Origin of the sequence: Aureibaculum luteum, from assembly GCF_003449015.1 — a bacterium.
Classification (GTDB): Bacteria; Bacteroidota; Bacteroidia; order Flavobacteriales; family Flavobacteriaceae; genus Aureibaculum; species Aureibaculum luteum.
This window is the reverse complement of the sequence record NZ_QRGD01000002.1, coordinates 104,332-127,767: the sequence shown is the minus strand read 5'-3', so window position 1 is coordinate 127,767 and position 23,436 is coordinate 104,332. Positions and strand designations below refer to the sequence as shown.

Below are 23,436 nucleotides of genomic sequence, written 5' to 3'. Positions count from 1 at the left end.
AAAAAGGAATATTTGGCTATAAATGTAACTTTACTAAAGTTAAATTATATTCAACATCTTTTGAGTAGCTTTTATGGCCGAGACGGTTTGATCAGAATCTAACCCTCTTGTTTTAAAAGTTTTATCATTAGTTTTCCAAGTAATTACTGTTTCACAAAGTGCATCAGAGCTTGATCCAGGTGGAATTCTAACTGCGTAATCAGTAAGTTTAGGTAATGTTAACCCTTTACTTTTATATACCTTACCTAATGCATTCATAAACGCATCAAATTGACCATCACCTTGACAATGCTCCTCTATTAAGACTCCATCTATTTTCACAGAAACGGTTGTAGATGGCTTTAACCCCTTAGCATGTGTTAACACGTAAGATTCAATAGTAATACGTTCTTCATAAACATTACTATCCAAGACATCAGAAATTATATAAGGTAAATCTTCCTTGGTAACTACTTCTTTCTTATCACCTAATTCAATAATACGCTGCGTTACTTTTAAAACATCTTCATCATTCAATTGTAAACCTAGCTCTTGTAAATTCTTTTGAATATTGGCTTTTCCAGATGTTTTTCCTAAGGCGTATTTCCGTTTTCTGCCAAACCTTTCAGGTAATAAATCATTAAAGTATAAGTTATTTTTACTATCGCCATCAGCATGAATACCAGCTGTTTGCGTAAACACGTTATCTCCTAAAACAGGTTTATTAACAGGAATTCTGAAGCCAGAGAACGTCTCTACCAATTTACTTACCGTATATAAAGCTTGTTCATTGACACCAATTTCAATATCAGGTAAAAAGTCATTTATTACAGCTACTACACTTGCTAATGGAGCATTACCCGCTCGCTCTCCCATTCCATTAACTGTGAGATGCAATCCGTTTACACCTGCCTTTACAGCTTCTAAGGCATTTGAGACTCCCAAATCATAATCATTATGAGCATGGAAGTCAATATGCATTTTAGGATATTTAGCTCGTATGGCGGAGAGATATTTAAAACTTTCTTCTGGAGATAACACCCCCAAAGTATCTGGTAATAAAATTCGTTCTACGGGTTGCGTTTCTAAAAAATCTAAATATTCATAGACATAAGCTTCTGAATTCCGCATTCCATTACTCCAATCTTCTAAATAAACATTGGTTTTAATAGAAGCGGCTACAGCAAGTTCTATAACTTTTTTTATTTCTGAAAAATGTTGTTCGGGTGTCTTTTTAAGCTGATATTTTAAATGATTTAAGGAGCCTTTGGTCAGTAAGTTCTGAACTTTAGCCCCCGTATTCTTCATCCACTCAATGGACAACCCGTTATCTACAAAAGATAAGACCTCTATTTTATCTAAATAACCTTTTTCTTTAGCCCATTCCGTTATGCTTTTAACCGCATTAAATTCACCTTCAGAAACTCGTGTTGAAGCAACTTCAATACGATCAACTTTTAGTTCTTCTAATAATAATTGAGCAATGGTTAACTTTTCTGATGAAGAAAATGAAACACCACTAGTTTGTTCACCATCTCGTAAGGTGGTGTCCATGATTTCAATTTTACGCTTGGTCATATAGGTCTGCTGTAGAAAATTATATTAAAAAGGACGTGTTTTTACAAACTCTTGAATCTCTCCTTTTATATTTTGTAAATAGTCTATATCATCAAAACCATTGAGCATATTTTCCTTTTTATAAGAATTAATTTCAAACGACTCTGAATTACCCGAACTTAAAAGTGTAACGGTCTGATTTTGTAAATCTACTTTGATTTCCGTGTCCGGATTAGCTTCAATAGCTCCAAATATTTCTTGTAAAAAATTTTCGCTTATCTGAACTGGTAAAACACCTACATTCAAGCAATTCCCTCTAAAAATATCTGCAAAAAAACTAGAGATTACACATCTAAATCCAAAATCGTATACTGCCCACGCTGCGTGTTCTCGTGAAGATCCTGATCCAAAATTTCTCCCTCCAACTAAAATTTTACCGCTGTATTTTGGATTGTTTAAAGGAAAATCTACTTTCGGACTATCATCTGAATTGTATCTCCAATCTCTAAAAAGATTATCTCCAAAACCTTTTCTTTCTGTAGCTTTTAAAAAACGTGCAGGAATGATTTGGTCGGTATCCACGTTTTCTATTGAAAGTGGGTATGCTGATGTTTGTAATATATTAAATTTATCGTATGCCATTGTATGGTTATTCTATTATTATACTTATTGTTATTTGGTAGACACTTACGCCATCAATTCACGAGGATCAGTTACTTTACCAGTTACTGCCGCTGCTGCTGCCACTAAAGGACTTGCTAATAATGTACGAGAACCGGGTCCTTGACGACCTTCAAAATTTCTATTGGACGTACTTACCGCATATTTCCCTGCAGGTACCTTATCATCATTCATCGCTAAACAAGCTGAACAACCTGGCTCTCTTAATGCGAAACCTGCATCTGTTAAAATATCTAAAATACCTTCTTCTTTAATTTGAGCTTCAACTTTATGTGAACCTGGCACTAACCATGCTGTAACATTGTCTGCTTTTTTTCTTCCTTTAACAATAGATGCAAAAGATCTAAAGTCTTCTATTCTACCATTTGTACAACTACCCACAAAAACAAAATCTATAGTTTTACCAATCATAGATTCTCCTTGTTCATACCCCATATAGCTCAATGATTTCTCATAAGTAGCTTTACCATCTTTTACGGCATCAGATTGTGGAATTTGATTAGAAATACCCATACCCATTCCTGGATTGGTACCATAGGTAATCATTGGTTCTATATCTGAAGCATTAAATGTATATTCTTTATCGAAAGTAGCATCAGCATCCGTTTTCAACGTTTTCCAATACTCCATAGCCGTATCCCAATCCGCTCCTTTTGGTGTAAACTTTCTTCCTTTTATATAATCAAATGTTTTTTCATCAGGGGCAATCATGCCACCTCTAGCTCCCATCTCTATACTTAAGTTACAAACGGTCATTCTTCCTTCCATAGACATTTCCTCAAATACATCACCTGCATATTCTACAAAATAACCTGTAGCACCCGAAGTTGACAATTGTGAAATAATATATAATGCAACATCTTTAGGCGTAACTGCTCTATTCAGTTTCCCAACGATATTAATTCTCATTTTTTTAGGCTTAGGCTGCATAATACATTGTGTAGAAAGTACCATTTCAACCTCCGAAGTACCAATACCAAAAGCAATGGCACCAAAAGCACCATGTGTTGATGTATGTGAATCTCCACAAACTATTGTAGCTCCTGGTAATGTGATTCCATTTTCTGGTCCTACAACATGTACAATTCCATTATTTTCATGACCTAACCCCCAATGAAGAATACCGTGCTCTTTAGAATTTTCTTCCAACGCTTTTAACTGATTAGCAGAAAGTGGATCTTCAACTGGTAAATGTTGATTTATAGTTGGTGTATTATGGTCAGCTGTAGCGAAAGTTCGCTTCGGCTCCATAACTTTAATGCCTCTAGTTTTTAAACCCAAGAAAGCAACAGGACTTGTAACCTCATGTATTAAATGTCTGTCGATAAAAAAAACATCTGGTCCTCCTTCAATTTTACGTACTACATGGGCATCCCAAACTTTGTCAAATAAAGTATTACTCATAATCAATCTAATTTTTTTGATATTTTAATAATCTTGCGAATATAAAATTTTATAAAATATCTATAAAATAACTTAATTAGAGATTACGATGTTCAACACGTTATTTCGGGTTTTGGACTTGACTTTTATTCCTATTTTTCAGTCGGTGGTGTAATCATAATATGTGCACCAGCAGAACCTGGAAACATTAACCAAGGATGTCCCGGAGCATTTGGTTTTAATGATAAACCTGTACTTTCTTGTGTAGCGAAGGGCATATAAACAACATACCTATAATGCGTATTTACATTCGTTGCACTTTCAACATCAAAACCACCTTTTTCACCTTGTAACACATGCAATGTAGATGGGTTTTTAGGCAATTCTAATTTACCATCTTTACCTTCTTGTTCTCGTATTGCCCTTAATTCTTGTGTTTTCTTTCCTTCCGCTTTTAAGGCTCTACCTCTTGCCATAAAGGGGTCTAGATCTTTATGATAAGCTACTACTTGAAACCCTTTTTTATTGGGATTGTCAGCAATACAAATCATCGCATTTGTTCCTTCTCTTAAAGTGATAAAATTTCCTTCATCATCATACCCATATACCTTTGCTCCTGCTCTCGTTTCTTCTGGGGCTGCCAAAATTGCCGAAGCAATTTGATGCTCTTTCGTCAATTTTTGATTTGGAACAATTACTTCCACTTCAGTTTTCATATCTTCCTGTGCTACTTTATCCGTTTCTTTTTTTTCCGCTGGTTTATCGCAAGAAATAAAAATAGTAACTGTGAAAAGAACAAGTAAAATGTTTTTGGCGTGTTTCATTTTTATAAATTTTAAATAAGATTTTAATATTCAATTATTTATACCGAGAAGATACTGGCTTTTACCATCTTCGGAATTGTTAAGTACCTAGTATAGACTTTTATAATTGATATATTGCATTCAAATATAAATAATTATACATATTTTTAGGGTTTCAATTTAACTAAAATTACTTTTTATGAAAAATGCGATGTTTTTATTCACACTTTTAATGCTATCTTCTTGTAACATGAATAAAAAATCGGACACTTCCGAAACCTCAAAAATCATTTCAGATTCTACTGATATTAAAACTGAAATTGTTGAAACAAAAATAGTAGATACAGTAGCTTACGCCAAAGAAATTCATGAACGCGTTATTACGTTGGATACCCATGACGATATAAATGTAGCTAATTTCATTAAAGAAAAAAATTACACACAACGTTTAGAAAACCAAGTTAACTTACCTAAAATGGAAGAAGGTGGACTTGATGTTGCTTGGTTTATAGTTTACACCGGTCAAGGTAATTTGAATAAAGCAGGTTATAAAAAGGCCTATGCAAATGCAATGGCTAAATTTGAAGCTATTCATAGATTGACTGAAGAAATTGCACCAGATAAAATTGAATTAGCATTAACTTCTGATGACGTTAGAAGAATAAATGCTGCCGGTAAAAAAATTGCAATGATTGGTGTAGAAAACGGATATCCAATTGGAACAGATATTTCTAATGTAAAGAAATTTTATGACCTGGGAGCTAGATATATGTCCTTAGCTCATAATGGCCATAGCCAATTGGCTGATTCTAATACAGGTGAAAAGGATAATGTATGGTTACATAATGGATTAAGTGACTTGGGTAAAGAAGTTATTGCTGAAATGAATAAATATGGAATTATGGTAGACTTATCTCATCCATCTATTGAAGCTAATAAACAAGCAATTGCATTGTCTAAAGCTCCAGTAATAGCTTCACATTCAGCCGCAAGAGCTTTATGCGACCATAGCAGAAACCTAAATGACGAAGTATTACAGCTAATTAAAGAAAAGAATGGCGTAGTGCAAACAGTAGCCTTTAAATCTTATGTAAATACCGATAAACAAAATAAAAGAAATGCTTTTGAAAAATCTATTTATAAAAATGTTTTAGACTCCATGGGTGTAAAGTACTTAGAAAGAAGTGAAGCTAGAAAACTAGTTGAAGCTGACAGAGATGCCTATTATGCAAATTATATGAAAGCTAGAACTATTGTTAATGGCAAGATGAAAACAATTAAAGATGCTCCTGGTGCAGTTGATGTTTCTGACTTTATAGATCATATTGATTACTTGGTAGATTTAATTGGTTTAGAACATGTTGGAATCTCTTCAGATTTTGATGGTGGTGGTGGTATTGAAGGTTGGTCAGATGCTTCTGAAACTTTTAATGTTACATTAGAATTGGTGAAACGAGGATATACTGAAGATCAGATTGGTAAATTATGGAGTGGTAATTTATTAAGAGTTTTAGATGATGTTCAAAAAGTGGCTGCAGAATTGCAAAAAGAAGCCTAAATATAAATAGATATTTATTGTTTAAAGACGCGATATATAGCGTCTTTAAACAATAAATAAATCTGCTAACTCATTATCAATTCGTTTTGGTTTTAATGTTTTGGCGTCTATCAAACACCATGTAGTTTTACACTTCACTAAAAGTTCGTCTTCACGATAAATTCGAAATATCCGATTTGACCGTGCTCCTTTTACATCTTCAATCCAAGTATAAACAGTTAAAGTGTCATTGTTAAAAGCTTGTTGTACATAATCAACTTCATGCCGAAGCACAAACCATTGAACGTTTTTCTTTAGTTCATCCGAAGCTAGTTTTTCCCAATGCATATTGGCAACCATTTGTGTCCAAGCTAAATAAGCTACATTATTTACATGCCCCAATCTATCAATATCATTTAACGTAACTTTAAAAGAATATTTAAATGACACTTTGTTTTCTGGAATTTTATCGATCATATCATTATAATTATGAATACTAAAATACAATATAAATAGATAACCGTATATAGTTCCTTCATTTTCTTTAGCTTTGTCTTTTTAGTTTGAACTCCACAAAATACCTTCTATAATGAGCAATTATTTTAAATGGTTTTATAATATTTTAACAACCAATAATGTATCTGAAGATGTAGCCCTATATTTAAACCTATTGATAAATTTGGTTATTTTAATCGTTGTACTCTTATTGATTGATTTTATTCTTAAAAGAATAATTATAAGGGCCTTCAAAATTTTTACAATTAAGACTAAAACTACGTACGATGACTACTTGGTTCAAAGTAATTTTCCAAAATATATAGCTCATATCATACCTTTTATTATTCTAAGAAAATTAATTCCTTTTGTTTTAGTGGACTTTGAAATATGGAAAAACTTTTTTATTAAAGCCACAGATGTATACCTAATTATTTTAATGGTTTGGATTTTTAGAAGCCTTTTAAGAACTACCAAAGAATTTTTAAAACAAAAAGAATACTTTAAAGATAAACCCTTAGATAGTTATGCTCAAGTAATCGTAATATTTATTTGGTTTATAGGTGCCTTATTTATTTTTTCTGAACTTACTGACAAGAGCATGATAAAATTCCTAGCAACCTTTGGTGCTGCTTCTGCGATTTTGTTACTAATTTTTAAAGATACCATATTGGGTTTTGTAGCAAGTATACAAGTTTCTATTAATGACATGGTTCGTATTGGCGACTGGATAACAATGGATAATTATGGTGCCGATGGAGATGTTGTTGAAATAAATTTAGCCACAGTAAAAGTGTCTAATTGGGATTTAACAATTACTACAATACCAACCTACGCCTTAATTTCTGATTCTTTTAAAAATTGGAGAGGAATGCAAGAAAGTGGTGGTAGAAGAATTAAAAGGGCTTTTATTATTAAAACAAATAGTATTAAATTTTTAACGGATAAGGATCTGAAAAAGTTTTCAAAAATTCAAATTCTTACCGATTATATAGCTCATAGGCAATCTGATATTGATAAGTACAACACAGAACATAATTCGGACAGATCTTTTGTTGTTAATGGCAGAAATCAAACCAATCTTGGCTTATTTAGAAAATATTGCGATTTATATTTAAATGAGCACTCCGCAATCAATAAGGATATGATGATTATGACGCGTCATCTCGATCCTACTTCAAAGGGAATTCCATTAGAAATTTATACTTTTTCAAAGGATAAAAGATGGATTAATTATGAACATATTATGGCAGATATTTTTGAACACATGATCGCTGCTGTTCCCCATTTTGACTTAGAATTATTTCAAGAACCTAGCTCTAAAGATTTTCAAGAGTTGAGTTCTAAATTTAAGTAAGGCTACTTATTTTTTAACCGATCCGTAACATATTCCATCTCCGTTTTACCATGTGCTTTTGGCTTACCCTTATCATCAAGATTTGCCATCACAATACTAGAGATCGTTAAAATAGTTTCTTGTGTCATTTTGTTTCTAACCTCACATGCCAAGGTTAAAGATGCCATGCCAAATTTAACTACTTCTATACCTATCTCGATAATATCGCCTTCTCTGGCTGAATTTTTAAAGTCTACTTGAGATATGCGTTTGGTTACTACTTTTGTATTCTCTAATTGAATAATTGTAAACAAGGCTGCTTCTTCATCTATCCAAGACAATAGTCTTCCTCCAAACAAGGTTCCATTAGGGTTTAAATCTTCTGGTTTTACCCATTTTCTAGTGTGAAATTTCATATGTATTAAATTACGATAGAATTACTTTTAAACGTGTTCCTTTTGGTTGATAATACGTGGACAACTATTCTTCTATATGCTCAATCAAATATACATAATCCTTATTTTTAAATAAAACTTATGCATCATGAATTCTAGAAAAGAGCACTTATTAAGCATCAGGCCCATCATAAATTATAAAGTCGAAGCTATTTCTGAAATAGAAAATTTTCAAAACACTACGCTTAGACCCATATTAAAATTTCAGAATGAGCTCTTAATAGCCATTTTTAAAGATTATATAAAACGCTATAAAAATGCCTTTTATGAGTTACCCATTGCTGGAAAAATGAACTATATAGACAATGCAGTACAGAAAAATACAAAATTCAGAAATGCTCTAAAGGGTTTAGTTACGGGAATGTTTACCCTAGATGAATATCAATATTATTCGGAAAATTCATCAGAAATTAGTAAAAGAATGATGCAAATGATTAGTGAAAGGTTGAAAGATCAATTACAACTATTTGAAAACTAAATAGCGTATTGCCAACCCTATGATAATACAAATAGCAAAACTCATTAAGGTACCAATTAAGACATATTCCGTTTGTTTTCTTGCCCCTTTTGTATCACTAAACCTTAATATGGACTTCGCTCCTATCAAGAACCCTATTGCGGCAAAATTATTAATTAAAATAAAAGTCAATACCAATATACGTTCAAAAATTCCAATATAACGGCCTGCTTTATTCAAGCTACTCTGTGCTTCTTCGTTTGATATTTCCTTTTGCCATCGCTCCGTTGCTTTACCAATAATGAAACCCACAGGAAAAATCACAATTAAATATCCTGTGAAAATGGCTAAGGCTTGTGTTGAAGTAAAAAATGTGGCTATTGCTGGCAGCACTTCTGAAAACCCATTAATTAAGTATAACCAGGCGATAACAAGTATCATTAAGTGTAAAATTTGATCAATTATAAAGTACTTTAAATTATCCTTCTTTTGATGTAACTTCCATAGGTCAATAAAAAAATGTGTGATCACGATAACTATTGGAATTAAAAACTGATTCCAATCTTGTAAAATTATATAAGTTAATACACCCGCCAATAAACTATGAGCATATAAATACCATGACTTGCCCTTATAATTGCGTTTGTGCTTGACCATTTTAGTATTTTGAAATACAAAATCGGTCAATACATGAGCTAATAACAATTGCAATATGATAAGAATGTTGTCCATATAATCTATTCTATTTTTTTCTAATAATCATTTTAAACGTTTGTATAGTTTCCAATGGCTGACTTATAACGTTCTAATAATAGGGCTACAGCATCCCAATTGGCTGCTTTTTTTCGATGATTGACCGCAGATTGATTTATACCAAGTATTTCTGCTACCTCCGTTTCTTTTTTACCTTTAAGCAAATAATAAGCTACCTCAGCAGATGCGACACTCCATTTACTAGTAACACTATCTAACAAAGCGAAATGCACATTAAACTCATCGTTTAAATTTTCATCAGCCGTTTTTAATAGTAAACGTGGATAATCTCCTTTCATACTATCTAATGTTCTTCCTGAAAAATGGAAAGCTTCGCCATTAGATTCTAAAATTGATTCTCTTTTTAAATTAATATTACCAATACCTATAGCAATTCTAAAATCTGTTAACCCACTTATTTTCTTATTTTTTGTTGGAATTTTATTAACGGCTGTCTTTACCGTAAGCACCAATTCTAAAGCTCGTGAAGAATCTAACACAACGCCCTGAAAACTATCGCCTCTGAATATTTTAAAATCCGCATCATAGGCAGTTCTAAAGTATTCAAATTCTGTATTTACCACATTAAGTATCGCATCTAAATGCTGTGGTGGATAGTTGGTAGAGTCTATTAAGTCTCCTGTAATTACGGTTTTCATACTACAAATATATAAAAAATATTAGTCCACAGGCTAATAATGACTAAATATTAGCCTACAGACTAATAATGATATAATATTAGCCTATAGACTAATAATATTTAATTGCTGTTTTTAAGATTTAAAGTATATTGCGTAATAATTTGAAACATGGCTAAAACAGAATACAGTGTATATGTGATAGAGCTATCTAAACGTGTTTTTACCGATAATAGAAGGTTTAGAGCTGCCAACCCACAATTTAATGGCGTACTCCAATGTCTTTATGTGGGTATGACAAGTAAGACTCCTGAAGACCGTTTCAAACAACACAAAACTGGCTATAGAAATAAAAAAGGGCATAAACTATCTTCAAATATTGTTGAAAAATACGGTATGTATTTGCGTCCCAGTTTATACAATCATATAAACCCTATAAAAACAAGAGCTGAGGCCTTAAAAATGGAAGCACAATTGGCGTTGAAACTAAGAAGAATGCGTTATGCTGTTTGGTATAATTGAGACAGACTAACTTGATTGAGAGGATTAGCAGCTTATTATTTACCATGCCCATAAAAAATATGCAGCAATAACATTCAAAAGATTACCACGTCGCATAATCATTTCTATTTAACGAGTATATTTTTATATTGCTCGCAATGACAATATTAATTATTCAATTAAAGAAACACCGTTCAAATCAGTAGTTAAAATATCACTCATCAAATTAAAATATGGACGAATGGATTTAAATGCAGTATTCACTTCATCCATAAAATCAGCTGAAAGAACTTCCTTATCTGTATATTTTTTAATGAACATAAATTGCTTTCTACGAATTAATTCTATATTCTCATGTTCTTTATTAAAACCTTTTGGAGCGGTCTTAACAGCATCACCTACCATTGCACCCCAAATGTTTTTAAAGCTTTTGTCATTAAGAATGTCATTAATTTCGGTAGCATCCAATTCAAACTCTTTACGAATTCGCAATAAATCTTCTTTCTCAGGGTTCCAAAAACCAGTCGCTATAAAAGAATCACCCGGAGCAATTTGTAAGTAATATCCTCCTCGCAATTTTGGTTTTATTCGGCTATAAGAACCACCAAAATGTGTCTTATAGGGAGCTTTATTCTTTGAGAAACGTACATCTCTATAAATCCGGAACATTTTTAATTTATCAACCTCATCATGTTCCTGTATTTTTTTTAATAATTCATTATAGAATTGCTTTACCTCAGCCTCAATTTGCTTAAACTCTGGTTTACGTTCGTTAAACCAATCTCTATTATTGTTCTTTTCTAGTTTTTTAAAAAAAGTAAATGCCTCTTGAGGTATCGTAGTCGCCATAAATATGTTTAATTTCTCTCAAAGGTAAGAAAGATAATTTACATTAAAAAGAATGAAATATCATTATTTTTCATATCTTAGTAACTGTTAATCAACCAGTAACGACACACTCACATTAACTAAACCCAATTAAACATGACCAATTTTATAAGAAAAACAAAACCACCTATGTGGTTCTGGATCATAAGTCTAATTTCACTTTTGTGGAACGGAATGGGTGTATTCCAGTATTTACAACAAGCTTATAACACAGAAAATTTTAGAGTAATGTATACTGATGAACAACTCTCAATGATTGCAAACACGCCTTCTTGGGCAATTGCAGCCTTTGCCATTGCTGTTTTTGGTGGACTTCTTGGTACATTCGCATTATTACTTAGAAAAAAATATGCTAGACCTCTATTTTTAGTTTCCTTAATCGGGATAATAGTACAGATGGTTTACAACCTATTTATAAGCAATGCCATGGAAGTTTATGGCCCTGGTGCCATTGCTATGCCAATTATGGTATTGGTTTTTGGTATGATACTAATTTGGTTTTCTAAAAAGAGTATTGGTAAGGGGTGGATTTCTTAAACTACTTAGCTAAATAATAAATAGGCTGTTTAAAAAGTCTATTCAACAGTCAATTCGAGCGGAGTCGAGAACAACAAACTACTGAGGTTCAATTGTATCTCGACTTCGCTAGATGTGACAAAAGGACAAAAATTAGACTTTTTAGCCAGCCTTTTATCTATAAATCATTTATATAACTTCCATATAGGTCATTAAACCGATACCCTTTTGTAAACCTACTTTTGCTTAATTTTTTATGCTCTACCAATGCCCATAACACAAACTCTTTAAAGAAATAACGATCGCTTTTAGCAACCTCTGGTTGATATTTATCTATCAATACGTCTAAGGCTTTAATTTTATCGAGTTCATTTTTATACATCTCATCAGTCATATCATCAAGCAATTCAAAATCACTTTCTTCAAAAAACCATTGTATGATTTTATCATAAGGCGTAACCTCGTCTTTGTGTTGCAATTTTTGAATTTCAGGAAAATAATCTGGAAATAATGTTTTAATGGCATCAGCAATCAAGGTTTTAGCTACAAAAGAAGCTCCTTCTTGTTCGCCTTCATATACCAACTCTACTTTACCCGTAATTGCAGGAATAACGCCTAAAAAATCTAACAACCGAACTGAAGTAGTACTATCAGAAGTACGTATACTTCTACGTTCAGCCGTACTTAATAAATTCTCAAAAATAGTAATACTCATACGTGCACTTACACCACTTTTAGCATCTACATACTCACTTTCTCTCGCTTCAAAACTAATTTGTTCTAATAATTTCTTTGCGATGTCTGGCACATGAATTTTCTCTAACTGCGGCTTATCTGCATTTGCTTCTTGATTCGTAATCTTTTGAGCAATTTCGATAGACTCCGGATAATGGGTCAATATTTGAGATCCTATTCTATCTTTTAACGGAGTTACAATACTTCCTCTATTGGTATAGTCTTCAGGATTTGCAGTAAAAATGAATTGTAAATCTAAAGGTAAACGTAATTTAAAACCTCTAATTTGGATATCACCTTCTTGTAAAATATTAAATAATGAAACTTGAATCCGAGCTTGTAAATCGGGCAACTCATTAATAACAAAAATAGATCTATTGGCTCTCGGTATCATTCCGAAATGGATAACCCGATCATCGGCATAGCTCAATTTTAAGTTCGCCGCTTTTATAGGGTCAACATCTCCTATTAAATCTGCTACAGTTACATCTGGTGTTGCTAACTTTTCATAAAAACGATCATCTCTATGAAGCCATATAATAGGTGTATCATCTTGCTTTTCATTAATTAAATCAATCGCAAAACGTGATAATGGTCTTAAGGGATCATCATTAATTTCAGACCCCTCTACAACAGGAATATATTCATCTAATAAATTCACCATTAATCGAGCTAAACGCGTTTTTGCTTGTCCACGTAAACCTAATAAATTGATATTGTGACGTGAAAGAATAGCCGTTTCTAATTCAGGAATTACTGAATTTTCATACCCCCAAACACCTTCAAAGACATTTTCTTCTAACTTTATTTTTTCAATTAAGTTCTCTCTCAATTCATCTTTAATAGACTTTGATTGATAACCCGCTTTTTTTAAATCGCCTAATGTTTTTATATTTTCAATATTCATATATTCTTTTTATCCTTTTAATCGTTTCTTTCTGTTTTGATCATAATCCTCAAAAATCATTTCTCCTAAACCTTGTAAACCAGTATAAAATGCCTTTCCTTGATTTGCCTGTGTAAATTCACGCACAAACTGCATTAAATATGGGTCTTGAGCAATCATAAATGTGGTAATAGGTATATGTAACTTTCTAGCTTGACTCGCCATATTATAACATTTCTCTACAATGAATTGATCTAAACCATTGCTATTTTTATAATACTGACCATCAGGCATTCGTAAACAACTTGGCTTACCATCCGTTATCATAAAAATTTGTTTGTTCGTATTTCGCTTTCTCCGGAGCATATCCATTGCCAATTGTAAACCGGCAACCGTATTCGTATGATAGGGCCCTACTTTTAAATAAGGTAAATCTTTAATGGCTATTGGCCAAGCATCATTACCAAAAACTAAAATATCTAAAGTATCTTTTGGATATCTTGTCGTAATTAATTCTGCTAAAGCCATGGCTACTTTTTTAGCTGGCGTAATACGATCTTCACCATATAAAATCATACTATGACTTATATCTATCATTAAAACCGTACTCATCTGAGCCTTAAAATTGGTCTCTTCAACAACTAAGTCATTTTCGTTCAGTATAAACTCACCAATCCCATTATGTATTTGTGCATTTTTTATGCTTTCGGTCATGGAGATATGATCAAGACCATCTCCATAACGGTAATTGCGAAATTCACCCGTATGCTCATCGCCTTGACCAATACTTTTAGCCTTATGATTACCCGATCTACTTCTTTTTAAGTTTCCGAAAATTTGATCTAGTGCCTTTTGCCGAATGGCACGTTCTGTTTTTGCAGTAATTGCTAAGCCACCACCCTTTTCAGGATCTATTTCATCGCGTAGGTATCCCTTCTTTTTAAGATCTTCAATAAAATCATCGAGGGTATATTCAGCAGTAGTCAAATCATACTCCTTATCAAGTTGTGCTAGCCAGTCTAGGGCTTCTTCAACATCACCAGAAGTATGCGTTATTAACTCTTTAAAAATTTCAAAGAGTTTATCAAAAGGAGAAATATGAGGAGCTTCGTAGTTTTCGAAACGTAACCCTTTTTTAAAGATGTTATTCATCGTATAAAAATAGGAACAAAATATTACAATAACTCTAACAAAATGTTAATTAATGCCGTGTCTTTAGCACTTCAACAACATCATTTAGTTTAAATCCTTTCGCTTGTAATAGTATAAGATAATGAAAAAGTAAATCAGCTGACTCATTTAAAAACAAATCGTCATTGTCATCTTTTGCTTCTATAACCACTTCTACAGCCTCCTCACCAACTTTTTGAGCTATTTTGTTCATACCATCTTCAAATAGGGAAGCCACATAGCTTTTCTTTCCATCTGAATTTTCTTTTCTGTCAGTTATAACCGATTCTAATTCTGATAAAAATCCGAAAGTCGTTTTGTTATCCTCTCCCCAACAGGTATCCGTTCCTTTATGACAGGTAGGCCCAACTGGTGCCACACTTACCAATAAAGTATCATTATCACAGTCTAGCTTTATATCAACTAAATTTAGAAAATTTCCACTTTCTTCACCTTTAGTCCACAATCTATTTTTAGTCCTACTAAAAAAAGTTACTTTTTTACTTTCAATAGTTTGTTGATAAGCTTCGGCATTCATATAGCCCAACATCAATACATTTTTGGTCAATGCATCTTGAATTATTGCGGGTACTAATCCGTCACTATTTTTATTAAAATCGATCTCCATGTTCTATTAATTATAACCTTACAGGAATATTATGCAATTGCAATTCCTTTTTTAATTCGTTAATTTCAATTTCTTTAAAATGAAAAACACTTGCTGCTAATGCTGCATCAGATTTTCCGTCTACAAAAGTATCAATAAAATGTTGATTAGTACCTGCTCCACCAGAAGCAATTATCGGGATATTTAATTCCGTTGATAATTTGGCCAATGCCTTATTTGCAAATCCGTTTTTAGTACCATCATGATCCATCGAGGTAAATAATATTTCACCGGCTCCTCTTTGCTCTACCTCTTTTGCCCATTCAAACAAATCTAATTCAGTAGGTACCTTTCCTCCTACTAAATGCACCGTCCATTTTCCATCAATTTGTTTTGCATCTATGGCAACTACAATACACTGACTGCCAAATTTAGCCGATAATTGATTGATTAAATCAGGATTTTTAACGGCAGACGAGTTAATAGATACTTTATCAGCTCCGCATTTTAACAATACATCAACATCTTCAACTGAAGAAATTCCACCACCAACTGTAAAAGGTATGTTCACTTTTTCAGAAACATGTAATACTAAGTCGGCCAAGGTTTTTCTACGTTCTTCTGTGGCAGAAATATCTAAGAATACCAATTCATCGGCACCGTTTTCAGCATAAATAGCCGCCAATTCTACTGGATCACCAGCATCTCTTAAATCGACAAAATTAACACCTTTAACGGTGCGTCCGTTTTTGATATCTAGACAGGGTATGATTCTTTTTGTAAGCAAAATCGTTAATTTTTTAAAATATATTCTTCCAACTGTTTCAAACTTATTCTATTTTCATAGATGGCTTTTCCTATAATAGTACCTTCACAACCCATTTCTGCCAACTTAGGGATTTCATCAAAAGTTGAAATACCTCCAGAAGCTATTAAATTAATTTTTGGCACTTCTAACAACAGCCTTTTGTACAATTCAAATGAAGGCCCTTCTAACATCCCATCTTTACTAATATCTGTACAAATAACATATTTTATACCATCTTCTTTATAAGCTTGGACGAAAGGAATTAATTCTTTATCAGATTCTTCTAACCATCCGCTAATGGCTATTTTTTCACCTAAAGCATCTGCACCTAAAATAATTTTATCTGCACCATATTTCTGAATCCAACTTTTAAAAGTTTCCGGATTTTTTACGGCAATACTGCCACCAGTGATTTGATTTGCACCACTATCAAATGCAATTTTAAGATCGTCATCCGATTTTAATCCACCACCAAAGTCAATTTGTAAACTTGTTTGAGAAGCAATTTTCTCTAAGACCTTATAATTGACAATATGACTTGCTTTTGCACCATCTAGATCTACCAGATGTAAATGTTTGATGCCATGTGCTTCAAATTGCTTAGCCACTTCGAGTGGACTCTCATTATATATTTTTTTTGTAGCATAATCACCTTTCGATAATCGTACACATTTACCATCTATGATGTCTATGGCGGGAATAATTCTCATTTTTTCTAATTAAATTAAATATATTTTAAATAGGGCATACACCTCTAAAATCGCCTCAAGGGGACAATCTTACAATTAAACTTCTGCAATTATAAACTATCTCGGTACTTCTACAGATTGCACTATCATTTCTATTACTTTATCCGTCGTCATTCCTTCCATTTCTCGTTCTGGAGTTAGAATAATTCTATGCCTTAAAACAGGAGTCATGGATTTTTTTACATCTTCAGGTATTACAAAATCACGACCATTAATGGCTGCAAAACCTTTAGATGCCATTAACACGGCAATACTTGCTCTTGGTGAACCTCCTAAGTATAAATGTGGATGATTTCTTGTTTTAATTATGATTTCTGCTATGTATTTAATAATCTTTTCTTCAACTAAAATTTCATAAATCTTACTTCTATACTCGGCTAAATCTTTTTCAGACAGTACTGATTTCACTTGTGATTGTGGCGATGCTCCTTTACGATTATTGTGCGATTGAATGATCATCACTTCTTCCTCTAAATTAGGATAACCTACATTAATTTTAAATAAAAAACGGTCTAATTGAGCTTCTGGTAAAGCATAAGTTCCTTCTTGCTCTATTGGGTTTTGAGTGGCCAATACCATAAAGGGTGGTGGCATAATATATTTAGTACCATCTATTGTTATTTGGCGTTCCTCCATCACCTCAAACAACGCCGCTTGTGTCTTAGCAGGTGCTCGATTAATTTCATCTATCAGTACGAGATTAGAAAATATGGGTCCTTTTTTAAACTCAAAATCCGAAGTTTTCATATTTAATACCGACGTACCCAATACATCTGATGGCATTAAATCGGGTGTAAACTGAATTCTATTAAAATCTGTAGCAATAGTTTTTGCTAATAACTTAGCCGTAACTGTTTTTGCGACTCCAGGAACCCCTTCTATCAGTACATGACCATCTGCCAAAAGTGCTACCAAAAGCAATTCCATAAATTCTTCTTGGCCCACAATTACTTGATGTAATTGCTCCTTTATTGCCTCCACCGCAACTTTCAACTTACTTAAATCTATTCTGCTATTAAAATGTAAGCCTTCTTCTGGGTTTTGTTCCGTGTTTTCCATGTCTATACTGGATTTTTAAATTTTTCTATTAAAGAATTAAGACCAATCAATTCTTCCTTTGTAATTGTATTTTTTTGATGGATTACGTCTATCTGTTTAAAAAGCTTTTTTACATCGTCCAATTTATGTCCGCTTCTTGAAGCCACATAAGTATAAAAACTATCATTAATAGTTACCGTTGGTACATGTAATTTAGTGCGAATATACTCTAACAAATAGGTAATCTTATGTTCTGCAATATTTTTATGTTCTGACTTTTCGTAATACATATTTGCTATGGTACGCGTAAATGCCAAAGTTTGATTTTTTAATGGTGTAATAATCGGAATATAACGTTGCTTGCGTTTCCCTTCGAAAATAATAAAAATTAGCACCCCAATTAAGGTAATATAATAGGCCCATTTCAAACTTTTTGAGCCTAATATATATTGCATTGGCGAAGTTATTTTGCTCTTACCTGTTTTATAATAAGCATCCCAAAGTATGGGTTTTGAAGCATCTAAATAAGACAACACTGAAGCAGTGTATTGCTGGTTAGGCGATTTTAAAATATAATAATTGGTAAAAGCCTCAGGAAAAGTATGAAAATAAAAATTCCCTTTTCCAAAAGGTTCTTTTAGGAAATTAATGCCTTCATAAACCCTTTCTCCATCTGAATTGAGATAACCTGTTATACCTAATGCTGTTGCCTTTAAAGTATCTATTTCAGAAAAAGTAGTGTTATAAAAACCTCTATCAAAACTAAATTCTTTCTTACTTAAATTCTTATTGTAAAGCTTAAAAAACACATCTTGCTCATATTCAACTGAAGAAATTCCCTCTGTTTTTAGATGTAGGGTATCAATATTAATACCGTGCGTTGATATAAAGACATCGTTACCTCGCTCTACAAATTGCAACAACTTGTTAAACTCATCTTCACCAAAATTTATTCCATCATCAATAAAAAAATAAGTACCTGTTTTGGTTGTATCTTGCAAAAACTCATAAGGAGGAGTAGTAATGTCTTGAATTTCTGTATCAGGGAAAATAGTTTCTAATTCGTTACGCAACACATAAGTACCATAAGGTAATTTGTGCTTTGCAGCATAGGTAGGAAACCAATTTAACGGCTTAGGTTTAACGCTTTCCAAATAAATAAAAGCCATAAACACGAGTATAGCACCCCCTAACAATATTTTAGATCTCTTACTCAAATTACTTTATCAATTTTGTAAGTTCGTTTAATTGATTTTCTGCTTTTACAAACTCTGATTCATTCAATTCAAAATTTCCATACCAAACAAAATCATACAAATAGGTGCCTGAAGCAAACTTATGTTTTAAAGTTTCAGATGTTATTTCCTTGATATAATCTTCATTTGTTTTTTGTTGTTGCCAATCAATTATCTCTGAGTTAGACAGCTTTTGTAAAACCATAAGGTAATAGTATCTCACTGCGAGTCTGTAATTTTTTTGAGCAATTGCATTTTTTATTAATTCGGGTAAGTCTTCACTCTTTATCAATTCTTCATCATCAGTTAATCGAACTGTTGATGTATTTGTAGTGCCTGAAATAAGGCTACTTGTATTCACTTTTAAAAAGAATTTTATCAATAAAAACAATACAACCGCTGCAATGGCATAAGGTATAATTCTAACCAAAAACCCCATAATACCTGTAGCAACCTCATTACCAAATATAGCTCTTAACATATTCAAAAACACTCGATACAACCAATCGAGTGCTCGCTCTAACATGGAAGGCTCTCTTATTTCAACTTTATAATTGAAATTTTTATCCGCATTATAGTCATCAAGGTTGTTCGTATCAAACTTTTTTAATTCAATGGCTTGCTTATCTACCTGAACCTTGAGAGAGTCTTGTTGAGCATTACTGTATAAAGTAACTAAAACGAATATGTAAAATAAGATTTTTTTCAAAGGATTATTGACCTAAACTATCAATTTTTTCAATGGTTCCTGTTAAATTCTTTTGCTCATTTAAATCGTAATAGATAAAAACGGATGCTATTAGCGTTATTGATGACAATACGAATTTACCTATAAAGGAGATTACATTTAAACCGATACTAATTGGATCATTAAGTGCCATTACAATTTCTGTGGGATCATTACTTCCAATTGTTGTACCTCCACTTATCAAATCATAGAGCATTGCAGGTATAGAAAAGGCATATCCTAATATATTAACTAAAATAGTTACCACAAGTAACACACCAAAAGTGTTCCACCATTGTTCTTTTATTAAAATAAAACAATGTGAGATACTTTCACTAACACTTTTGTCTTCAAATACCATAATTGAAGTAGCTAAGGATAATACTACCCATAAATAAATACCTGGTAAATAACATAAAACAGCTCCAAAACCAATCATTAGTACTATTAAAATACCTAAACCTAAAAATTTAAATATATTTTTATATGTATTTGATTTTACATCCTCAATGTTGACATCTCCATTATTCTCTATATAAGATTTTATATAATATAACGATGTTAAAGACACCATGATAAAGACCAACATAAATACGACAACCATCAATCCAATCCACCCAAACATAGGTATCATTAATCCAAACATATCATTAGGATTTGAACTATTGATCATACCGGCCATTTCACCAGCAACTCCTAGGTAATAACCTAAAATTACAACCATCAATATTGATCCCGCCAAAATAAATGGTCCTGCAATTTTAATTATGGCACTAAAATAAGATTTCCAATTTTCTCTAATAAAGGCAAAAGTGTCATTAATTATGGCACCCAAATCTCTTTCCTTTTTAAATTCAATAAAACTATGATTCTCCATATTCTAGATTTTGTTTGGTTAATTTGATTGGATAATAAACGTAATAATATAATATACTAAATAAGGAGGCCGCTATAATTAATAAAGCCAACCAATCTGGCATTTCTGTATGTCTTGTTACAAACCCTTCTAAAAAACCTGCGACGATAAAAAACGGAATGGTACTCACCATAATTTTTAACCCCGCCTTGAAACTGCGTTTAAAAGAATCTAATCGGGTATACGTTCCCGGAAAAAGGAGACCATTACCTAATACCATTCCAGCACATGAGGCTATCACTATCACCGAAATTTCTATGGTACCGTGGATCCAAATGGTCCGGGTTGATTCCCACAGTAAATCATTGTCGTAAAAAAAATACAAAAAGGAACCTAACATGATACCATTTCGCATCATTATATACAGCGTACCTACAGAGAATAATATCCCCAATAGAAAAGCATACATGGCTACTTTTATATTATTAATAGTTATTGAAACCGCCATTGCAGTTTCGCCTTCCTGCTTATAAACAGCCATTGGGTCACCTTTGGCAATGTTTTCTAGAGTCATATTCACATAAGAATCACCAAGTATAAGCCTCACAAAGTCACCATCTTTAGCAGCAGAAAAAGCACCTACTATGGCAAAAAATGCAAATACTAAAAACGCAATTAATAATTGTTTACGATGGGTATAAAAAGCTAAAGGAAATTCCGTTTTAAAGAAACTAACAAGTCTATTCTTTCCTTCTTTTTTTGTTTTATAAATCTTTCTATGAGCTGTAGAAGCTACTGTATTTAAGTATTTTACAGTATTACTTTTAGGATAGAAGGTTTTGGCATAACTCAAATCGTCTGTTATTTCTATGTATAAATCAGATAATTTATCGGGCGAAATTTGTTGTTGGTTGGATAGCACATTTTCAAATAACTGCCATCTTTCCTTATGTTTTTTTACAAAAGCCGCTTCTCGCATTGCTATTTTTTAATTCTTTTATAAAAAGAAAAATCATATTTTAAATTGTAGATTCTTTTTATATTCGCCTGTTTTTAGTTTCCAAAACTATTTGTACAAATAAACGTAAAAATGGATAATTTTCAAATAGAAACCGCCCAAAATGTAAGCATTAATCAAAATGTTGCCAATGTGAGCACCAGAATAGGTTCTTTTCTTATAGATCTATTAATAATTGTTGGGTATTATATTATAATGTTTTTGATTTTAAATGCTATTGGCATTGAACAAAATATGGATTCTTGGCTCATCCTTACTATTATGGGATTACCTATTTTCTTTTATAGCTTAATCTTTGAAGTATTAATGAATGGACAAACACCAGGAAAATATGCCAATAAAATACGCGTAGTAAAAATAGATGGATCTAAACCTACTTTTGGAAGTTACTTAATACGATGGATGTTACGTTTAATTGATATAGACATCGCTTCTGGCTCTATAGCATTACTAACGTTATTATTAAATGGAAAAGGGCAACGTCTTGGAGATATTGCAGCATCTACAACGGTTATTTCAGAAAAAAAACGAGTTACAATTCACGATACGTTAGTAGCAGATATTCCTGATAATTATATGCCAACATACCCTCAAGTCACAATGCTTTCTGATGCTGATATTCAATCGATTAAAGAATTATATAGAACCGCTAAAAGAAAAGGAAATCATGGCGTTATCGTTAAATTACACCAAAAAATTATTGAAATAACAGATATAAAAACAGATATGATGGCCGTTGACTTTGTTGATTTGGTCATAAAAGATTACAACTATTATACACAACAATAAAAAAGCAACAAAAAATCAGATAACAAAAACCAAATAAATCTCAAAAATTAAAAAAATTAAATTATTTTGTTTTAATTGAGATGTGAACATTAGTTGTTATTTGGTACTTGTAATTTGTTTATTAATTTAACCCATGACTATATTTTATTCTTTAGATCTTTTAGGTACTATCGCCTTTGCTGTATCTGGCACATTAACGGCTATCCATAAAAAGTTTGATCCTTTTGGTGTTTTTATAATTGCTTTTGCAACAGCCGTTGGTGGCGGAACCTTACGTGATATACTCATTGGCAGAACTCCAGTAGGTTGGATGCTTGACCTCAACTATGTCTATGCAATTATTGGTGCTACTATTTTTGCGATTATTATTAGAAAAAAGATAAATTATTTAAGCACTTCCTTATTTTTATTTGATACTATCGGACTCGGTATCTTTACCATCATAGGTACTGAAATTGGTGTACAGCAAGATTTACATCCTATTATTTGCGTTGCTTTAGGAGTGGTTTCTGCAACTTTCGGAGGTGTAATTAGAGATATTCTTTGTAATGAAATACCCGTAATTTTTCATAAAGAAATTTATGCCAGTGCCTGTATTGTTGGAGCCATCACATTTTTAGCCTTAAGTACATTTAATGTACCTGTTAATATCAACTATATTATTACTTCTCTGATAGTAATACTGATTCGGTTAATTTCTGTGAAATTTAAGCTTAGTCTACCTACTTTTATTGCCGATACAAAAAGTTAACGCTTTTCTTTAGTTTCAAAAGTTATATTAACTCAGAAAATTTACCTCAACACTTAAAAATTAATTAAATTTATAACTTGCAACTATA

At 32.3% G+C, this 23,436-nt stretch carries 26 protein-coding genes; 7 read left to right on the top strand and 19 right to left on the bottom strand.

From position 1 onward, the window contains the following. Nucleotides 1-39 precede the first annotated feature (39 nt). The 4 genes from D3P13_RS05805 to D3P13_RS05790 form a co-directional block, all read right to left on the bottom strand. Nucleotides 40-1,557, bottom strand: coding sequence for an alpha-isopropylmalate synthase regulatory domain-containing protein (locus tag D3P13_RS05805; RefSeq protein WP_117880383.1), 1,518 nt, complete (start codon nucleotides 1,555-1,557; stop codon nucleotides 40-42). A 24-nt stretch (nucleotides 1,558-1,581) separates the two neighbouring features. Further along, entirely contained in the window at nucleotides 1,582-2,178 is a 597-nt protein-coding gene (gene leuD / locus D3P13_RS05800; RefSeq protein ID WP_117880382.1) for a 3-isopropylmalate dehydratase small subunit, read from the bottom strand. Nucleotides 2,179-2,223: 45 nt separating this feature from the next. Further along, the gene (leuC, locus tag D3P13_RS05795) at nucleotides 2,224-3,621 is read right to left on the bottom strand and encodes a 3-isopropylmalate dehydratase large subunit (protein WP_117880381.1); all 1,398 of its coding nucleotides are present in this window, start codon (nucleotides 3,619-3,621) and stop codon (nucleotides 2,224-2,226) included. A 131-nt stretch (nucleotides 3,622-3,752) separates the two neighbouring features. Next, nucleotides 3,753-4,424 carry a hypothetical protein gene (locus tag D3P13_RS05790; protein WP_198679977.1) on the bottom strand — a complete coding sequence of 224 codons (672 nt, stop codon included), beginning with the start codon at nucleotides 4,422-4,424 and terminating at the stop codon, nucleotides 3,753-3,755. Nucleotides 4,425-4,602: 178 nt separating this feature from the next. On the opposite strand from D3P13_RS05790, the gene D3P13_RS05785 reads away from it, so the two are divergent. Then, nucleotides 4,603-5,961, top strand: a complete 1,359-nt coding sequence (locus D3P13_RS05785; protein WP_117880380.1) for a dipeptidase — start codon at nucleotides 4,603-4,605, stop codon at nucleotides 5,959-5,961. Between the two features lie 45 nt (nucleotides 5,962-6,006). Here D3P13_RS05785 and D3P13_RS05780 read toward each other — a convergent pair whose 3' ends face one another. Continuing rightward, on the bottom strand, nucleotides 6,007-6,417 hold the full coding sequence (locus D3P13_RS05780) for an acyl-CoA thioesterase (RefSeq protein ID WP_117880379.1): 411 nt from the start codon (nucleotides 6,415-6,417) through the stop codon (nucleotides 6,007-6,009). A 112-nt stretch (nucleotides 6,418-6,529) separates the two neighbouring features. On the opposite strand from D3P13_RS05780, the gene D3P13_RS05775 reads away from it, so the two are divergent. Next, complete coding sequence (locus tag D3P13_RS05775) at nucleotides 6,530-7,792, top strand: mechanosensitive ion channel family protein (protein ID WP_117880378.1); 1,263 nt, start codon at nucleotides 6,530-6,532, stop codon at nucleotides 7,790-7,792. A gap of 2 nt (nucleotides 7,793-7,794) precedes the next feature. On the opposite strand, the gene D3P13_RS05770 is transcribed toward D3P13_RS05775, so the two are convergent. Beyond that, complete coding sequence (locus tag D3P13_RS05770) at nucleotides 7,795-8,187, bottom strand: acyl-CoA thioesterase (protein WP_117880377.1); 393 nt, start codon at nucleotides 8,185-8,187, stop codon at nucleotides 7,795-7,797. Nucleotides 8,188-8,314: 127 nt separating this feature from the next. Here D3P13_RS05770 and D3P13_RS05765 point away from each other — a divergent pair, with 127 nt between their 5' ends. Next, nucleotides 8,315-8,704 carry a glyoxalase gene (locus D3P13_RS05765; protein ID WP_117880376.1) on the top strand — a complete coding sequence of 130 codons (390 nt, stop codon included), beginning with the start codon at nucleotides 8,315-8,317 and terminating at the stop codon, nucleotides 8,702-8,704. Here the strand turns inward: D3P13_RS05765 and D3P13_RS05760 are convergent. Together D3P13_RS05760 and D3P13_RS05755 are read right to left on the bottom strand one after the other, a co-directional pair. Further along, on the bottom strand, nucleotides 8,690-9,415 hold the full coding sequence (locus D3P13_RS05760; RefSeq protein ID WP_117880375.1) for a DUF3307 domain-containing protein: 726 nt from the start codon (nucleotides 9,413-9,415) through the stop codon (nucleotides 8,690-8,692). The two genes, D3P13_RS05765 and D3P13_RS05760, sit on opposite strands and share 15 nt — an antisense overlap. A gap of 32 nt (nucleotides 9,416-9,447) precedes the next feature. Beyond that, the gene (locus D3P13_RS05755; RefSeq protein WP_117880374.1) at nucleotides 9,448-10,095 is read right to left on the bottom strand and encodes a SatD family protein; all 648 of its coding nucleotides are present in this window, start codon (nucleotides 10,093-10,095) and stop codon (nucleotides 9,448-9,450) included. A 150-nt stretch (nucleotides 10,096-10,245) separates the two neighbouring features. Between D3P13_RS05755 and D3P13_RS05750 the strand changes: the two genes are divergently transcribed. Continuing rightward, on the top strand, nucleotides 10,246-10,596 hold the full coding sequence (locus D3P13_RS05750; RefSeq protein ID WP_117880373.1) for a GIY-YIG nuclease family protein: 351 nt from the start codon (nucleotides 10,246-10,248) through the stop codon (nucleotides 10,594-10,596). Between the two features lie 150 nt (nucleotides 10,597-10,746). On the opposite strand, the gene D3P13_RS05745 is transcribed toward D3P13_RS05750, so the two are convergent. Next, nucleotides 10,747-11,424, bottom strand: a complete 678-nt coding sequence (locus tag D3P13_RS05745; protein WP_117880372.1) for a DUF2461 domain-containing protein — start codon at nucleotides 11,422-11,424, stop codon at nucleotides 10,747-10,749. 135 nt (nucleotides 11,425-11,559) lie between these two features. On the opposite strand from D3P13_RS05745, the gene D3P13_RS05740 reads away from it, so the two are divergent. Continuing rightward, the gene (locus D3P13_RS05740; RefSeq protein ID WP_117880371.1) at nucleotides 11,560-12,000 is read left to right on the top strand and encodes a hypothetical protein; all 441 of its coding nucleotides are present in this window, start codon (nucleotides 11,560-11,562) and stop codon (nucleotides 11,998-12,000) included. 157 nt (nucleotides 12,001-12,157) lie between these two features. On the opposite strand, the gene D3P13_RS05735 is transcribed toward D3P13_RS05740, so the two are convergent. The 10 genes from D3P13_RS05735 to D3P13_RS05690 form a co-directional block, all read right to left on the bottom strand. Continuing rightward, nucleotides 12,158-13,621, bottom strand: coding sequence for a magnesium chelatase (locus D3P13_RS05735; protein ID WP_117880370.1), 1,464 nt, complete (start codon nucleotides 13,619-13,621; stop codon nucleotides 12,158-12,160). A gap of 9 nt (nucleotides 13,622-13,630) precedes the next feature. After that, nucleotides 13,631-14,752 (bottom strand): vWA domain-containing protein, encoded by a 1,122-nt coding sequence (locus D3P13_RS05730; RefSeq protein ID WP_117880369.1) that lies wholly within the window; start codon nucleotides 14,750-14,752, stop codon nucleotides 13,631-13,633. Nucleotides 14,753-14,801: 49 nt separating this feature from the next. After that, nucleotides 14,802-15,398 (bottom strand): bifunctional phosphoribosyl-AMP cyclohydrolase/phosphoribosyl-ATP diphosphatase HisIE, encoded by a 597-nt coding sequence (gene hisIE, locus D3P13_RS05725; protein WP_117880368.1) that lies wholly within the window; start codon nucleotides 15,396-15,398, stop codon nucleotides 14,802-14,804. 10 nt (nucleotides 15,399-15,408) lie between these two features. Next, the gene (hisF, locus tag D3P13_RS05720) at nucleotides 15,409-16,164 is read right to left on the bottom strand and encodes an imidazole glycerol phosphate synthase subunit HisF (protein WP_117880367.1); all 756 of its coding nucleotides are present in this window, start codon (nucleotides 16,162-16,164) and stop codon (nucleotides 15,409-15,411) included. Nucleotides 16,165-16,169: 5 nt separating this feature from the next. After that, the gene (gene hisA, locus D3P13_RS05715; RefSeq protein WP_117880366.1) at nucleotides 16,170-16,895 is read right to left on the bottom strand and encodes a 1-(5-phosphoribosyl)-5-[(5-phosphoribosylamino)methylideneamino]imidazole-4-carboxamide isomerase; all 726 of its coding nucleotides are present in this window, start codon (nucleotides 16,893-16,895) and stop codon (nucleotides 16,170-16,172) included. Between the two features lie 96 nt (nucleotides 16,896-16,991). Beyond that, a complete protein-coding gene (locus D3P13_RS05710; RefSeq protein WP_117880365.1) occupies nucleotides 16,992-17,993 on the bottom strand; it encodes an AAA family ATPase in 1,002 nt (333 codons plus the stop codon). Between the two features lie 2 nt (nucleotides 17,994-17,995). Next, complete coding sequence (locus D3P13_RS05705) at nucleotides 17,996-19,141, bottom strand: DUF4350 domain-containing protein (protein WP_117880364.1); 1,146 nt, start codon at nucleotides 19,139-19,141, stop codon at nucleotides 17,996-17,998. Nucleotides 19,142-19,190: 49 nt separating this feature from the next. After that, nucleotides 19,191-19,916, bottom strand: coding sequence for a DUF4129 domain-containing protein (locus D3P13_RS05700; protein ID WP_117880363.1), 726 nt, complete (start codon nucleotides 19,914-19,916; stop codon nucleotides 19,191-19,193). A gap of 4 nt (nucleotides 19,917-19,920) precedes the next feature. Then, nucleotides 19,921-20,811, bottom strand: coding sequence for a hypothetical protein (locus tag D3P13_RS05695; protein WP_117880362.1), 891 nt, complete (start codon nucleotides 20,809-20,811; stop codon nucleotides 19,921-19,923). Beyond that, nucleotides 20,798-21,769: a stage II sporulation protein M gene (locus D3P13_RS05690; RefSeq protein WP_117880361.1), complete on the bottom strand. Its 972-nt coding sequence runs from the start codon at nucleotides 21,767-21,769 to the stop codon at nucleotides 20,798-20,800. Before D3P13_RS05690 ends, D3P13_RS05695 begins: the two co-directional genes overlap by 14 nt. Before the next feature lie 111 nt (nucleotides 21,770-21,880). Between D3P13_RS05690 and D3P13_RS05685 the strand changes: the two genes are divergently transcribed. Together D3P13_RS05685 and D3P13_RS05680 are read left to right on the top strand one after the other, a co-directional pair. Next, complete coding sequence (locus tag D3P13_RS05685) at nucleotides 21,881-22,597, top strand: RDD family protein (RefSeq protein ID WP_117880360.1); 717 nt, start codon at nucleotides 21,881-21,883, stop codon at nucleotides 22,595-22,597. A 139-nt stretch (nucleotides 22,598-22,736) separates the two neighbouring features. Beyond that, the gene (locus tag D3P13_RS05680; protein ID WP_117881167.1) at nucleotides 22,737-23,348 is read left to right on the top strand and encodes a trimeric intracellular cation channel family protein; all 612 of its coding nucleotides are present in this window, start codon (nucleotides 22,737-22,739) and stop codon (nucleotides 23,346-23,348) included. The last annotated feature ends 88 nt before the right edge of the window (nucleotides 23,349-23,436 follow it).